This window comes from Enterococcus sp. AZ062 (genome assembly GCF_051715065.1).
Taxonomy (GTDB): Bacteria; Bacillota; Bacilli; order Lactobacillales; family Enterococcaceae; genus Enterococcus_B; species Enterococcus_B mundtii.
Map to the genome: position 1 here is coordinate 3,090,052 of NZ_JBIOTB010000001.1, position 14,798 is coordinate 3,104,849.

General features: G+C 39.9%; 13 protein-coding genes. 2 read left to right on the forward strand and 11 right to left on the reverse strand.

The genetic code is table 11. From position 1 onward, the window contains the following. The first annotated feature begins 9 nt into the window (after positions 1-9). Complete coding sequence (locus IGJ00_RS14360) at positions 10-1,809, forward strand: M3 family oligoendopeptidase (RefSeq protein ID WP_071866552.1); 1,800 nt, start codon at positions 10-12, stop codon at positions 1,807-1,809. 161 nt (positions 1,810-1,970) lie between these two features. Beyond that, positions 1,971-3,266, forward strand: coding sequence for an ISL3 family transposase (locus IGJ00_RS14365; protein WP_438844556.1), 1,296 nt, complete (start codon positions 1,971-1,973; stop codon positions 3,264-3,266). Positions 3,267-3,453: 187 nt separating this feature from the next. Here the strand turns inward: IGJ00_RS14365 and IGJ00_RS14370 are convergent, their stop codons facing one another. The 11 genes from IGJ00_RS14370 to def form a co-directional block, all read right to left on the reverse strand. Further along, complete coding sequence (locus IGJ00_RS14370; RefSeq protein ID WP_438844557.1) at positions 3,454-4,953, reverse strand: C40 family peptidase; 1,500 nt, start codon at positions 4,951-4,953, stop codon at positions 3,454-3,456. 363 nt (positions 4,954-5,316) lie between these two features. After that, entirely contained in the window at positions 5,317-5,841 is a 525-nt protein-coding gene (mreD, locus tag IGJ00_RS14375; RefSeq protein WP_065096081.1) for a rod shape-determining protein MreD, read from the reverse strand. 3 nt (positions 5,842-5,844) lie between these two features. Continuing rightward, positions 5,845-6,699, reverse strand: coding sequence for a rod shape-determining protein MreC (mreC, locus tag IGJ00_RS14380; RefSeq protein WP_010734107.1), 855 nt, complete (start codon positions 6,697-6,699; stop codon positions 5,845-5,847). Positions 6,700-6,858: 159 nt separating this feature from the next. Beyond that, complete coding sequence (locus tag IGJ00_RS14385) at positions 6,859-7,497, reverse strand: thiamine diphosphokinase (protein ID WP_065096082.1); 639 nt, start codon at positions 7,495-7,497, stop codon at positions 6,859-6,861. Then, positions 7,497-8,147: a ribulose-phosphate 3-epimerase gene (gene rpe, locus IGJ00_RS14390; protein WP_074801789.1), complete on the reverse strand. Its 651-nt coding sequence runs from the start codon at positions 8,145-8,147 to the stop codon at positions 7,497-7,499. The genes IGJ00_RS14385 and rpe overlap by 1 nt, the downstream gene beginning before the upstream one ends. A gap of 12 nt (positions 8,148-8,159) precedes the next feature. Then, positions 8,160-9,059, reverse strand: coding sequence for a ribosome small subunit-dependent GTPase A (rsgA, locus tag IGJ00_RS14395; protein ID WP_176285335.1), 900 nt, complete (start codon positions 9,057-9,059; stop codon positions 8,160-8,162). Between the two features lie 151 nt (positions 9,060-9,210). Then, positions 9,211-11,259 (reverse strand): Stk1 family PASTA domain-containing Ser/Thr kinase, encoded by a 2,049-nt coding sequence (pknB, locus tag IGJ00_RS14400; protein WP_108145313.1) that lies wholly within the window; start codon positions 11,257-11,259, stop codon positions 9,211-9,213. Then, positions 11,256-11,996 (reverse strand): Stp1/IreP family PP2C-type Ser/Thr phosphatase, encoded by a 741-nt coding sequence (locus IGJ00_RS14405; RefSeq protein WP_010734102.1) that lies wholly within the window; start codon positions 11,994-11,996, stop codon positions 11,256-11,258. Before IGJ00_RS14405 ends, pknB begins: the two co-directional genes overlap by 4 nt. Positions 11,997-12,008: 12 nt before the next feature. After that, entirely contained in the window at positions 12,009-13,367 is a 1,359-nt protein-coding gene (rsmB, locus tag IGJ00_RS14410; protein ID WP_071866547.1) for a 16S rRNA (cytosine(967)-C(5))-methyltransferase RsmB, read from the reverse strand. Then, positions 13,367-14,311, reverse strand: a complete 945-nt coding sequence (gene fmt / locus IGJ00_RS14415) for a methionyl-tRNA formyltransferase (RefSeq protein ID WP_010734100.1) — start codon at positions 14,309-14,311, stop codon at positions 13,367-13,369. Before fmt ends, rsmB begins: the two co-directional genes overlap by 1 nt. Next, positions 14,304-14,795, reverse strand: a complete 492-nt coding sequence (def, locus tag IGJ00_RS14420; protein WP_071866546.1) for a peptide deformylase — start codon at positions 14,793-14,795, stop codon at positions 14,304-14,306. Before def ends, fmt begins: the two co-directional genes overlap by 8 nt. Positions 14,796-14,798 lie beyond the last annotated feature (3 nt).

Here is a 14,798-nt window from a genome sequence, read left to right on the forward strand (position 1 = left end):
GGTTTTTTGATGACTTATTCGCTTAACTGGGATTTAGATTCTATCTTTCCTGGAGGAAGTGCTTCAACTGAATTAAATGAACGTTTGGCTCAATTAGAACGACAAATAGAAACATATTACGAACAAATCAATCAATGGTCATTTTCATCCGAAGATATCGATTCTCTTGTGACGATTTTGGCACTTCAAGAAAAAGTAACCAATGGCTTCAGCCAATGTAATAGTTATATTACTGCTTTATTATCTGCTAATGTCAAAGATTCCGATGCAAAGATTTTGTCTGGTAAACTCTATGCTTCGTTACCACGTTGGCAAGCAGCAGATACGATCTTATCGAAAAAATTTGCAGAAATATCTGACAATGAATGGACAAACTTGATTGCCCAAGATCAATTAGCTCCGATTGCTTTTCGTATGAACGAAATTCGTCGCGATGGCGCACGCTTGTTATCTGAAAACGAGGAGCACATTATCAATACATTATCTTTGGATGGTTTGAATGCCTGGAGTAGTCATTATGATACGATTGTCGCTAGCGTGACTGTACCATTTGAACAAGAGGGAGAAATCATTGAATTATCTGCTGGTCAAGCATTCAATAAAATGATGGGTGATCCTGATCCAGAAGTCCGCAAACAATTATTTACAGCTTGGGAAACTGCTTGGCAAGAAAAAGCACCTTTATTTACAGACACCTTGAATCATTTAGATGGGTTCCGTCTATCTACCTATAAACTACACGGTACAACAGATTTCTTACAAAAGCCTTTAGAATATAATCGCTTGAAAAAAGAAACATTAGATGTAATGTGGGAGACGATCCAAAAAAATAAACAACCCCTTGTCGATTACTTAACAAGAAAAGCCAATCTTTTTGGTAAAGAAAAAATGGAATGGCAAGATCAAGATGCACCGATCATTCTAGGTGATATGAAAGAAAAAACCTTTACCTTTGATGAAGCAGCAGCATTTATCATTGAGAATTTCAATAAATTCAGTCCTAAAATGGCTGAATTTGCTCAAGACGCTTTTAACAAAAGTTGGATTGAAGCAGAGGATCGTCCTGGCAAACGACCTGGTGGTTACTGCACGGAATTGCCTGAAACACAAGAATCCAGAATCTTCATGACTTATAGCAATTCAGTCAACGAAGTCGCTACTTTAGCCCATGAGTTAGGTCATGCTTTCCATAGTAGTACGATGTGGGATCTTCCAGCGTTGAATCGTGAATACGCAATGAATGTTGCTGAAACAGCAAGTACCTTTGCAGAATTGATCGTAGCTGATGCAACACTTAAAGCGGCATCAACAAAAGAAGAAAAAATCAATTTATTGGATACGAAATTACAAAATGCTCTGGCTATGTTCATGAATATCCACTCCCGTTTTATCTTCGAAAATCAATTCTATACTGCTCGTCAAAAAGGACTAGTGGCAGAACAAGAGATCACTGATATGATGATCGAAGCGCAAAAAGAAGGATATGCAAATGCATTGTCTACTTATCATCCTTATTTCTGGGCAGCAAAACTACATTTCTTTATTGATGATGTACCGTTTTATAATTTCCCTTATACTTTTGGTTACTTGTTCAGTTTAGGTATTTACGCCTATGCTAACGAGCAAGGTTCAAGTTTTGAACAAGAGTATATCGACTTACTACGCGATACTGCTTCAATGACAACGGAAGAATTGGCTCAAAAACACTTAGGTGTAGACTTAACGAAACCAGATTTTTGGCAAGCAGGCATCAACATGGTCTTAGAAGATATCCAAAACTTCATGGAATTGACGGAAGAATTTATTTGATCATGCTTTCTAAGCAAGAAAATTTGGCTCTATAATTTATGGGACTGATGAATCAAAATTGATTCTTCAGTCCCATTTTCATTTTAGGTATTAAAAAACATATCGTTCTCTAGTATGATTAAATCACCACAAAATAAACAACTGAGAGGACGATATGCTATATGAATGATTCTATCAAAAAAATGCTGAGATTAATAGATAAAGATTTGATGATTACTGAGATCTCTTACGAGATCTTTCATAAGGAAAAGACATTGGTCATTAATGCCATTCTCTCACCTGATCCTCGTACCTGTAGAAGTTGTGGTTCTACTGTGGTAGATGGAAACGGGAAAGCAATTGTCGTGAAAAATGGGAAGAAGGAAATCATTGTCCGCTTTGAACAATACAATCATATGCCAATGGTTATGCGCTTAAAAAAGCAACGCTATACCTGTAAAAACTGTCGAACCCATTGGACTGCTCAAAGCTATTTTGTCCGCCCAAGACATTCAATTGCGGATCATGTCAGACATAAAATTGCTTCTTTACTGACTGAAAAAGTCTCTTTATCTTTTATTGCGAAAAGCTGTCAGGTATCTTTGACTACCGTTATTCGTACATTGAAAGAGTTTAAAAGCTATTTACCAAAGCCCACTAAGAGGATTCTCCCCAAAGTATTGATGGTTGATGAATTTTGTTCGCACACTTCCATAGAAGATAAAATGAGCTTTATTTGCGCAGATGGAGAAACAGGTAATTTAATTGATATCTTACCTACGCGTAAATTACCTCGATTAACAAACTATTTCTTGGGCTGCATCAATCCAGAAGAAGTAAAATTCTTAGTCACAGACATGAACGCCGCCTACTTCCAGCTTACCAAACGCGTTCTGCCAAATGCGAAAGTAGTGATTGATCGGTTTCATATTGTCAAACACATGAATCAAGCTTTCAATGAGTTGCGTATCCGTGAAATGAATGAACTGCGTAAAGCAGGACAGAAAAGCCATGCAGAAAAACTGAAAAAGAACTGGCGCTTTCTGCTAAAAAATCGTGCAAACATTAACCACTATGAGTATAAAACATGGAAAAGTTTCCGAGCACCTAAATACCCATTTCTTACTGAAGCAATGATGATTGATCGATTGCTTAGCTTTTCTACGCCCCTAAAGGAGGCGTATCCCTTTTTCCATGAATTAGTTGAAGCTTTTCGAGACAAAGACCCTGACTTGTTTTTCTCCTTATTGGCAGAACTTCCCGAAACGTTAGATGACGGCTTTCGTGAGAAACTTCAAAACCTTCTGACCTACGAAGAAGGCATCGCCAATGCGATGATTTATCCTTACTCCAATGGAAAAATAGAAGCAAAGAATACCCACATAAAAACGATGAAACGAGTATCCTACGGTTTTAGATCATTTGAGAACATGAAAATTAGAATCTTTTTGACCAATCAATTAATCAATGTTAGATAACAAAAAATCTGAGCCAGAATGAGGTTCATTCTGACCCAGATTTAATTTTTCGCAACTCATCAGTCCTTATTGACAAAGAGCCGAAAATTTTAAAGGATCGAACAGACAGTTATCAAAACTGTTTGTTCGATCCTTTTTAGTTTCGTAAAAAAAGAACTAACTCACTTAAGAGTTAGTTCTTCATAAATTACATACTTACAGCGAAGTCAGGTGCATACCATTGAACTGAGCCAATTTTAACACTTTCGCCCGGTTGTGGTGCATGGATGTATTGTCCGCCACCTAAAGAAATTGCTACGTGGTAAGTGCCACCAGCTGCTCCCCAGAATAATAAGTCTCCAGCTTTTGCTTGAGAAACTGAGATTCTAGCTCCTGCTGATTCTTGAGGTACAGTCCAACCACCGATGTCACGGCCAGTTACTTGTAGGTACACATAGCGTGTAAATCCAGAACAGTCAAATCCACTTGGATCTTTTCCACCCCATACATAAGGAGTCCCAATGTATTTCATCGCTTCAGCTACAATCGCTGCTCCATTAGTAGATGGAGTCGTTGGCGCTGGAATTGATGGTGCCGGCGTTGATGGTTCAGGTGTTGGAGCTGGTGTTGCAGGTGTTGATGGCTCCGGTGTTGATGGTGTTGTTGGCTCCGGCGTTGATGGTGTTGTTGTTTCTGGAACAGATGGTGTAGTAGTAGATTCTTCTGTTGAAGATTCTGGTACACTACTTTCAGTTGTTGAATCTTCTGTTGATGTAGATGATTCAGGAACTGAAGATTGTTCTGTTGAAGATTCAGCACTTGATGATGATTCTGAAGTAGCTGATTCAGAAACTTCTGTTGATTCTTGTACTGATGAAGAAGCTTGTTCTTGTTCTTGTTCTTGCTCTTGTGCTGCTGCAGCGGCAACTGCTGCTGCTTGTTCACGTGCTTCTCTTTCAGCTTGTTCTTGTGCTGCTTGTTGACGCGCTTGCTCTGCTAAACGAGCTTGTTCACGAATACGTGCTTGCTCTGCTTCAGCTTCTGCTTTTTGGCGGTTCAAGTCTTCTTTTTTATCTTCTGCTGTTGCTTGTTCAGCCGCTAAAGTAGTTTTTAGAACATTTAAATCAGCTTGTTTTGATAGTAAGTCGCCTTTTTGTGATTCTAAAGCCGCTTGATTTTCTGCTAACTCTTTTAGCTTCGCTTCATTTTCAGCTTTTTTATCTTCAACTGCCTGTTTGTCTTCTTTTTGTTGTTTCACTAAGTCTTGGTTCGCACGTACAATCGATGACATTGCTTGAACGCGTCCGATTGCATCTGAGAATGACTCAGCATTCAATACTGCATCGATGTAGTTAGAGCTTTTGCTGCTAACTTGTGTTTCACGTGCTTGCTCTTGGATTGTTGCTTCACGTTTTTCGATACGTTCTTGTAGATCTGCAATTTCTTGTGTCAATTGAGAAGACTCTTGACGTAATGTTGCTTGATTAGCTAATAAAGTTTCAGCTTTTGTATTGATGTCAGCGACTTGACCTTCTAATGCCTCGATTTGAGATTGGGCACTTGCTTGTTGGTTTTGTAATTCCGCAATTTTTTGATCTTGTTGTTGTATTTGAGAATCAAAATCTTCCGCCGCGGCTGCGATCGGTGATGCTACGGCAGTCAAGGCCATTGAACTTACCATTACTGCTGATATTAAACTCTTTTTCACTCTTCATTCCTCCGACTGGCTTAATTTAATAAATATCTAAAAATATTTAAGTCTTTCTTAACGATAACAAAATTGTACCATAGCTGTATGTCAATGAGATAATAGTTATGTTACAAAAACATTTCAAAACAACTGATTATAATGACAGAAATGTAAGATGACATGGTTATTTTCATAATACATTTTTCAATAATTAAATAATGCCCGTTTTAAATTAAATAAAAAAAGGCTGAAACATTCGTCCTTTCGCACCACCTAAAACCGAATAAACGGTGGGAACAGAAGTAATCTCTTCGGAAAACAAGGCGCCATCCACAAAAATTTGAAAAACAATTTTCGTGGATGGCGCCTTATTCTGCGAGGCTAGACACTTCTGTCCCGACCTTCTTTAAATAGCTTCTTTAATGGGAATACAAGTAGAGCGAACAATACCATATTCAATAATAATGTTGGACCTAAATATTTAGTGATAAAGTACGTACTATCTACACTCGCAAGTTTGAATACCATTTGTACGATCAATGTAAACAACTCATAGCCTGTGATGAAAATGATGAGGCTAAAAAACTCAGTAAAAATATTTACATGGATGACAGATTTCATCCCATACATGATAAATACTAATAAAGGTAAAGCAACTGCATAAATGCCAATCACACCAATATAGTAAGAATCAAAGATAATACCTAAAACTAATGTCGTGATCAGTAAGTAGCGTTTGGAGAAACTCAAACTGCAAAATAGTAAAACCAATATCAAAAGATGCGCACTTGCCATGTAGTCACCGCTTGACCACCTGATCATCATTCGGGTAAAGTGCCCATCGATCAACATGAGTAAGAACAAGAGGATCGGCAAATAAATGGTCATTTTCTCTTTTTTTAGCATGGACTATTCCTCCACAAGACGTTTGATGATCGTTACTACTGGGAGATCATACATATCCGCATAAGGTTTGACATAGACTTCGCGATCTAGCCCATAACTATCTGGTTTTGTTTTGATGACTGTACCGATTTGCAGATCTGCTGGCGAGTTGCCTCCAAGACCTGATGTTTGTACTACGTCGCCCTCTTTGATTTCACTGTCACCTGTTAGCTGTGTCACAACTAGCGCTTGTAACTTTTCGTCATAATTCTTGAGTAAACCGAAAGATTCTCCGTTTCCAGAAGATACGCGGACAGGGAAATGGTTGGAACTTACGTTTGACGAAGTCAGCAATTCTACTTTAGAAGAAGTGGCATTGACTTCAATGACACGTCCGACTAAACCTTTTTGCGCCATGACTGCCATATTGACTTCGATTCCATCATTTGATCCTTTGTCGACGACTAATAGATCTTGCCATGAGTCAGGTGAACGAGTGATCACATTTGCTGTGACTCTTTCATAACTCGTCAACGTTTGGCTTAAATCGAGTTCGCTTTTTAGTGCATCGATTTCTTTTTGCATGTTCTTGTTTTTTTGAGCTATCTCATCATAGCTGTCGATTTTTTCTTTTAACCGTTCATTTTCTGAATAGGTGGTGAAAAGATGATGTACTGAATCCACGCCATTTTGGACCCATTTGACCGGAGCAGAAATCGTCCGATCGACAAAAGAGACACTGTCGTTCACAATAGATTGGAAGAAATTGGGCTTTCCTTCATTCGCTCGCTGGGCAGCTGTCACACTTAGGACCGTTACTACAATAATAACGATGACTAAGGTAATAATGATATTTTTATTAGGATTGAACTTCTTCACAAAGACACCTCGAATTAAATTAGACTCTTACCTGTAATTTTATCATTAAATAAGGGGAAACAAAAGGCTCGACCCTTCTTTTAAGCTTTTTTTAGCAAATAATTTAAACTGTCATTTTTCCGCTTCATTTCTTTTGCTACTTTGTCCTGAACCGATCCATCAATCTTTACTTTGGATGACTGAAATGATTCCTTCAGAGAAGCTGAAGGATGCTTTGTCAGTGACAAATTCATTGCTTGCATAAGAAGTTGGACGAGATACTTCCTCGTTTGATAGTTGATATTTGCTGTCAGATAATGTCAATTGACTAACAGGTGTCAAACAACAGTAAGCTAAATACTTCATTTCAGGAATTTTTTTTATCTCGTAAGCTCCTGGTAGATAGTAAGTGATTACGTTTTGTTTGTCTTGTATTTGGATCTGTCGTATAAAAGGTTGAAACCGTGGTTCTAATGCTAACCATAGATTAGCTAATAAATGATCTAATCTTCCACCAGTTGCACCGATCAGTGTCACGCTTGCTTCTGGAAAGTGTTCGAATGTCTTTGCTAAACCTAGCTGAGTGTCCGTATCGTCTTTCTCTGCTGGCGCTTGGTGTACTTCGACAGCTTTATCGGATACTCGTTGATATTCTGAGGAAGACAATGAATCAAAATCACCGATTGCTAGATCTAACGAATAGCCTTTTTCAAGCAAATAGAGTGCCCCACGGTCGATGCCCACGTATCGATCAAATGATTGCTGTGACAAGTCTGGCCAATTTTCTGGTGATCCGCCTGCAACAAGTAATACTTCCATTAGCCTAATGCCTTTTTCAATTGATCGATTTGAGCTGCTGGATCTTCTGCACTATAGACAAAGGAGCCTGCCACAAATACGTCTGCACCTGCTTCATGACAAATTTTTGCAGTTTCTGGAACGATTCCACCATCCACTTCGATTTGATAGGTCCAATCGTTCACCTTGCGTAATTCCGCTAACTCTGCGATTTTATCCACTGTTTCTGTAATAAAGCTTTGTCCGCCAAAGCCTGGATTGACTGTCATCACTAACACTTGATCAACTAAAGGCAAAACATGCTTGATCATTTCGATCGGTGTACCAGGATTGATAACGACCCCTGCTTTGACATCTAAATCTTTGATCATCTGGATCGCACGATGGATATGTGGTGTCGATTCCACATGGACCGTAATGATATCTGAACCTGCTTTTGCAAAATCAGCAATATAATTTTCAGGATTGATGATCATCAAATGAACGTCTAACGGTAGTTTTGTGACCGGACGAATTGCTTGCACTACATTCGATCCGAATGTAATGTTGGGAACGAATTGGCCGTCCATTACGTCCACATGGATATAGTCTGCTCCACCTTTTTCTACTCGTTCAATGTCTGTTTGGAGATTGGCGAAATCTGCGCTTAAAATCGATGGTGCTATTTTCATAAAAATACCCTCCTACTTTCTTCTAGTTTCTTTTTTGTTGTACATCGGTTTACGGTTTTCAACTTCTTGCAAAAATTGCAAGTAATTGTCATAGCGAGTCTGTGCAATTTCTTTTGTCGCTACTCTTCGTTTGACTTCACAATCTGGCTCTTTTACGTGCATACACTCTCTAAAGCGACAGTCTACAGAAGCTTCGACAAATTCAGGGAATTGTTTGGATAACTCGACAGGTTCGATGACTAAGAAATCAATAGAACTGAAACCTGGTGTATCGGCAACCAATCCATCATAGAGTGGTAATAACTCAACATGTCTTGTCGTGTGACGTCCACGCCCCAAAGAATCAGATATTTCACCTGTTTCTAACTCAAGTTCTGGTGAGATTTGGTTGAGCAACGTCGATTTACCTGCACCTGACTGTCCCATGAAAACGGTCAGTCTTTCTGGAAAATAGCGAACTAATTCATCCGTATCACCCTGTGTGCGAGGAACGATCACTGGATAGCCGATTTTTTCGTAAGTCTCTTTAATTTCTTTTATTTGTGTAGAATCGACAGCTAAATCCGTTTTCGTCAAATAGATCACTGGCTCGATCGATTCATATTCCAACATGACTAAAAAACGGTCGAGTAGATTATAAGAGAATGTTGGTTCGATCAAGCTCGTCACAACAACTCCTAAATCAACATTTGCTACTGGTGGTCGTACTAATTGATTTTTACGTGGTAAAACTTCTAGTAGATAGCCATCGGTCTTGTTTTCACTTTCAAATATGACTTGATCGCCAACAAGGGGCGTGATCTTTCGATTACGAAAATTCCCTCGACCTCGTGTCTGATAGGTCTCTCCATCTTTATATACGTAATAAAATCCACTTATTGCTTTTCTGATTTGCCCTTTAATGAAACCCACCTCCATTTTTAGTATATTTTACCATAGGACAACAGAAGTTAGGAGAAATCACCAAAAAATAGACCTAAGAATTTCTTCAAATGTCGCCGACATTTTGAATTCTCAGATCTATTTTTTATCATTATCGTTTCAGTTCGTTTAATTCTGTCTATTAGTCACTATCCGTCGAGGACGTTGTAGTGGTACTACTACTAGTTGTTTCGGAACTTGAACTACTGCTTGAACTGCTAGAAGAACTGCTGGAAGAATCTTTTTCAGAACTTGATGATGCTTTCGCTGGGTCTGGTCCTTTTGAGTAAATCACATTGACGATCGTTCCTGATGTGATCGATGCACCTACTCCTGGATCTGTACGGATCACTTTGTCTTTTTCTACTGTATCTGAAAACTCATACGTTTCATGACCAATGTAGTCGGCACCGATACCAGATAAGTAACTTTGCGCATCACTTTTCGTATAACCAGAAATGTCATTCAGTGTCTTCGCATCTGGTCCTTTACTCACCACGAAACTAATAAATGTCGCATCCGTCAATGGTTCCCCAAAACTTGGTGACTGACTGATGATTGCACCGGCTGGGACCGTATCACTATAATCATTCGTTGCACTGATATTCGTATAGCCATTCGTTCTCAAAATACTAAGAACTGTTTCATAGTTTTGTCCGGTGTAATCGCTCATCGTCGGCTGACTTCCTTTACTAACAGTAAAAGTAATCGTATCTGATGTGGGATCGACTTCTGTTCCTTCATCTTCTGATTGTGAGATGATATTTCCACTAGTGACCTCATCACTAAATTCTTCTTCTTTTTTGATTCTACTTGAAGAGAAACCTAAATCCAGTAGCTGCTTGCGCGCTTCATCGTAAGACATACCCGTAAAATCATCGAGTTGGATTTTCTTCTTACCTGTACTGATATAAAGCGTGACTTCACGATTTTGTTTCACTGTTGTTCCTGAGGCTGGATCTGTTTTGACCACATTTCCTTTCTCAATCGTATCGTCAGCAATTTCTTCAGTGTTCGTTGCTACCTTTAATTTTGCTTGTGTCAAAGCTTCTCTTGCTGAAGCTTCGGATTGACCCGAAACATCGGGAACCGTTACTTCTCCTCGTCCACCTGAAGCAAATAAAATCGCTGTCCCAATTCCTAACAAAGCAAGCAAGACCAGCAAAATGATCCACCATTTTTTTCTTTTTTTAGTCTTTACATCTGGCATTGTTTCTTCGGGATCTGGTAATTCTTCCGCTGGTTTCTCTTCGGGAAGAGGCATTGACTTAAAGGAATCTGGCATCGGTGTTTCTGCCGTCAGTGGTGTCAATACTCTTGTTTCGTTGTCCATCGCCTGGGGTTGCCATTTTTCTTCGTTTGCTCGTTCTAACGACAACACCGTTGCTAGGTCATCTGCCATTTCTTCTGCCGTTTTATACCGGTCGACAGGTTCTTTGGCTGTTGCTTTCAAGACCACATTCTCCAATGACTGAGGTGCCCCTGGATCTAACTCTTTGATTGAAGGCAAGTCATCCTGAAAATGTTTCAGTGCAATGGTGACAGCTGATTCCCCATCAAAAGGAACGCTCCCTGTCAGCATTTCATATAAAATGATCCCTAACGCATAGATATCTGATTGTTTTGTCGCCATACTACCTCTTGCTTGTTCTGGTGAAAGGTAGTGAACCGAACCAAGCATCGTATTCGTTTGGGTGATCGATGTTTCCGATAAAGCAATCGCAATACCAAAATCGGTGATTTTCACAACACCTTCATTATCGATCAAGACATTTTGTGGTTTTAGATCTCGGTGGATGATTTGATGGCTATGTGCTAAAGAAATCGCAGACAAGATTTGTTGCATGATGTTTACTGCTGTTTCATAAGGAATCGGATAGTGCGTTTGGATATACCGTTTTAAATCCATTCCTTTTACATATTCCATAACTAAGTACTGCATGTTATCTTCTTCACCGACATCATAAACACTGACGATATTTGGATGAACTAGTTCGGTTGCCGCTAATGCTTCTCGTTGAAAACGACGGATCGCCGTTTGGTCATTTTGGAAATCAAAGCGTAGGACTTTGATTGCAACATCTCGATCTAAAATCAAGTCATGGGCTAAAAAGACATTTGCCATACCGCCACTACCGATGTTACCGGTAATTTGGTAACGACCATTTAATTTTCTTCCTGGCTCAATCATGCAACATCCTCCTTGTATTCAATAAGAAGAACGCTGATATTATCTGCTCCGCCGGCTTCATTTGCTTGATCCACTAATTGCGTTACTTTTTCTGATAATGATCCTTCTTGATTGATGATCGTACCGATCGTTTCTTCTGACAGCATATTCGTCAAACCATCCGAACATAGAAGTAAACGATCTTGGAGTTGCCAAAGATACGTTGCAACATCGACTTCTAATGATCCTGGCATGCCGACAGATCGAGTCAAGATGTTCTTACGTGGATGATTGACGGCCATTTCTTCGCTGATTTCACCAGATTTGACTAATTCATTTACTAAAGAATGGTCTTCCGTCAAGCGAATGATCCGATTGTCGCGAAGCAAATACGCACGACTATCCCCAACATTGGCAATCGTGAAACGTTCCTCTGATAGGGCAGCTGCTACGATCGTTGTTCCCATTCCGTTATATTCAAGCTGTTCTTGTCCTAATTGATGAATCGCGCGGTTTTCTTCTTGGATCGCTTGGATAAACCACTGCGCGATTTTTTCGTCATCAAGTAACGCTTGCTCTTCCCAGGCTTTCCCTAAGTTTGTGACGGCCATTTGACTAGCAATATCGCCTGCGCGGTGCCCACCCATGCCATCTGCTAAAACCGCCAGCGTGAGACCGACTTGGTTTTCAAATACACTGACATAATCTTGATTCGTATTACGTCTTCTTCCTACATCTGATTGATATTCAATCTGCATACTTTCACCTCATTACTTTTTGCGCAAACAACAAATGAAAAAGCCATCTGTATAAGATTGATGTGGATACAACGTCAACATCTTCTCCTTGATTGATGATTGTAGCACAGGATCAACTAAAACATCAATCTTCTCAAAATCAGGATGTCGTTGTAAAAACGCTGAAACAACTTCTTGATTCTCTTCTTTCAAAATCGTACAAGTACTGTAGGTCAATATTCCTGAAGGTTTAAGAGCCGTAGCTACACTTTCCAAAATAGCTAGTTGGATAGCCGGTAAATTGGCTAATTCTTTTTCATTATTTTTATAACGAATATCTGGTTTTCGGCGTAACAAGCCAAAACCGGAACATGGAGCATCTACTAAAATACGGTCAAATTGTTCTGCTTCAAACTGTTCTTTGACTTCACGTGCATCCATTTTTTGTGCGAACACTGCGTTGGCAACTCCTAAACGGCGAGCGTTCTCTTCCACTAGTTTTACTTTGTGGTCATGGACATCTAGAGCCACGACTTCTCCTCCACAAGTTGGATCAAGGAACGTGGCGATATGGGTCGTTTTGCCACCAGGGGCAGCGCAGGCATCTAGTACATGATGTTCTGGCTCAATCTGCATCGCTGGTGCAACAAGCATCGAGCTTTCATCTTGGATCGTCATCAAGCCATCGTGAAAAAGTGTCGTAGAGGCGAGTCTGCCTTTTTCAGCAATCACACCATATGGGCTTATTGGACTTGCTTTTACATCTAGTCCTTCTTCTTTCAATTGATCCAGTGCTTGTTCACGCGAAAGTTTACGGGTATCAATACGGCCACTCACATGACTTGGTTGATACAATGAAAGACCTAACTTTTCTGTTTCCTCGTAGCCGATTTGGTTAATCAAGCGCTGTGTCAGCCAATTCGGCAGACTTAATTTAACGGCTAAACGTTCGACTTCATCTGTGATAGTTTCCAGATCAGGTTTTCCTTGACGTAAATAATTTCTTAATACGCCATTCACAAATTTCCCTGTGCCGGGGTTGCCTTTGATTTTTGCAATTTCTACTGCTTCATTCAAAATTGCATGATCAGGTACTTTATCTAAAAATTCGAGTTGATAGACAGACAAATACAGCAAAGTTTTGACCCAGTCATCCACTTTTTTTGCATTTGCAATCAATGGCGCAACATAAAATGCAATCAAACGATGGCGACTGATTGTTCCATACACTAGTTCTGTAAACAGACCGATATCTTTTTGGTTAAGGTCGCCTTGGTTGATCATCTCATTCAATAATAGATTGGAGTATGCTCCACCTTTGTTGACACGCTCTAATGTCATCAACGCCATAAAGCGAACCGAACGTTTCATTTTTTTGGGTATTTTCGCCATTATTTCACCTGCTGTCCTACAGCGACTTGTTGGCCACTGCCATTTAGGAATTCTTGTATTAGTTGTTTTGCTTTACCGGCAGGTTGTAGTTCTTTGATCGATAATACCGTCTGTTCCCCACAAGCTACCCATAATTGTTTTTTATCTTTATGGATGATAGTTCCTGGTGTTTCAGATGTCGTCTCATCTGCCAACACATCTACTGCCCAAAGCTTCCAGCGTGTTCCTTCATAGGTTGTAAAAGCAATGGGCCATGGACGCATGCCACGAACTTGGCAGTCGATTTCTTCTGCTGTTTTTTCCCAATTGATTGCTTCTTGTTCACGTGTGATATTCGGTGAAAACGTTGCTTGGTCCTCATTTTGAGGCGTAGGCGTCAATTCGCCAGAAATGATCTTTGGTAGTGTTTCTAGCAATAACTCTTTGCCTAATAGACTAAGTTTTTCAAACATCGTACCGACATCATCTTGTTTAGTGATTGGTAGGCTTGCTTGTGAGAAAATACCACCCGCATCCATTTTTTTGATCATCTCCATGATCGTTACACCTGTCTCTTTTTCCCCGTTGATAATGGAATAATGGACTGGTGCACCACCACGATATTTTGGCAACAAAGAGGCATGAACATTGATTGCTCCATGTGTTGGAACTTGCAATAGTTTCTCCGGCAAGAATTGACCAAACGCAGCTGTTACCAGCACATCTGGTTGCAAATCAATGATTGTTTGCATTTCTGGAGAACCCGTGATTTTTTCTGGCTGTAGCACAAGAAGATCGTGCTTCAAAGCCGCTACTTTCACAGGTGTCGGGGTAATGATTTTTTTTCTTCCCACTGGTCGATCAGGTTGTGTCACGACAGCGACGATCTCATACCCTTGGTCGATCAGCCCTTCTAGTACAGGAACTGAAAATGCTGGGGTTCCCATAAATACGATTTTAGTCATCTAAATGTTCCTCCATGTATTCTTCGAGTTTTTCTTCGGGGATTTGTTCGATCATTTTATCGATAAATAAAATCCCATCTAAGTGATCGATCTCATGTTGAAAGGCGCGTGCAAGATAACCAAACGCAGTGACTTCGATTTCCTCTCCGTCACGATCATAATATCGAACCGTTACTTCATCTGCACGTTTGACTGTACCGTAGACATGCGGAATACTTAAGCAACCTTCCACATCGATACTTTCTCCTTTTGCCTCGATAATCTCAGGATTGATGAGTTCAAACTTATCCCCTTCATCGACTTCAACAATAGCGATCCGCTGATTTTTGCCGACTTGCGGCGCGGCGATGCCGACTCCGTCATTTGCCACCATTGTTTCATACAAGTTATCTAACAAGACGATTGTCTCATCAGTGATCATATCGATTGGTTGGGCTTTTCGATTCAATTTTTTATTTGGGTGGATCATTATTGGATAACTCATAGT

What these genes read in the sequence shown, in the direction of transcription:
- mreD (WP_065096081.1), bottom strand. Translation starts at nt 5,841, where the DNA reads ATGCTAAAAAAAGAGAAAATGACCATTTATTTGCCGATCCTCTTGTTC.
- rpe (WP_074801789.1), bottom strand. Translation starts at nt 8,147, where the DNA reads ATGAAAATAGCACCATCGATTTTAAGCGCAGATTTCGCCAATCTCCAA.
- pknB (WP_108145313.1), bottom strand. Translation starts at nt 11,259, where the DNA reads ATGATTGAGCCAGGAAGAAAATTAAATGGTCGTTACCAAATTACCGGT.
- rsmB (WP_071866547.1), bottom strand. Translation starts at nt 13,367, where the DNA reads ATGGCGAAAATACCCAAAAAAATGAAACGTTCGGTTCGCTTTATGGCG.
- IGJ00_RS14365 (WP_438844556.1), top strand. Translation starts at nt 1,971, where the DNA reads ATGAATGATTCTATCAAAAAAATGCTGAGATTAATAGATAAAGATTTG.
- IGJ00_RS14360 (WP_071866552.1), top strand. Translation starts at nt 10, where the DNA reads ATGACTTATTCGCTTAACTGGGATTTAGATTCTATCTTTCCTGGAGGA.
- IGJ00_RS14405 (WP_010734102.1), bottom strand. Translation starts at nt 11,996, where the DNA reads ATGCAGATTGAATATCAATCAGATGTAGGAAGAAGACGTAATACGAAT.
- IGJ00_RS14385 (WP_065096082.1), bottom strand. Translation starts at nt 7,497, where the DNA reads ATGGAAGTATTACTTGTTGCAGGCGGATCACCAGAAAATTGGCCAGAC.
- def (WP_071866546.1), bottom strand. Translation starts at nt 14,795, where the DNA reads ATGAGTTATCCAATAATGATCCACCCAAATAAAAAATTGAATCGAAAA.
- fmt (WP_010734100.1), bottom strand. Translation starts at nt 14,311, where the DNA reads ATGACTAAAATCGTATTTATGGGAACCCCAGCATTTTCAGTTCCTGTA.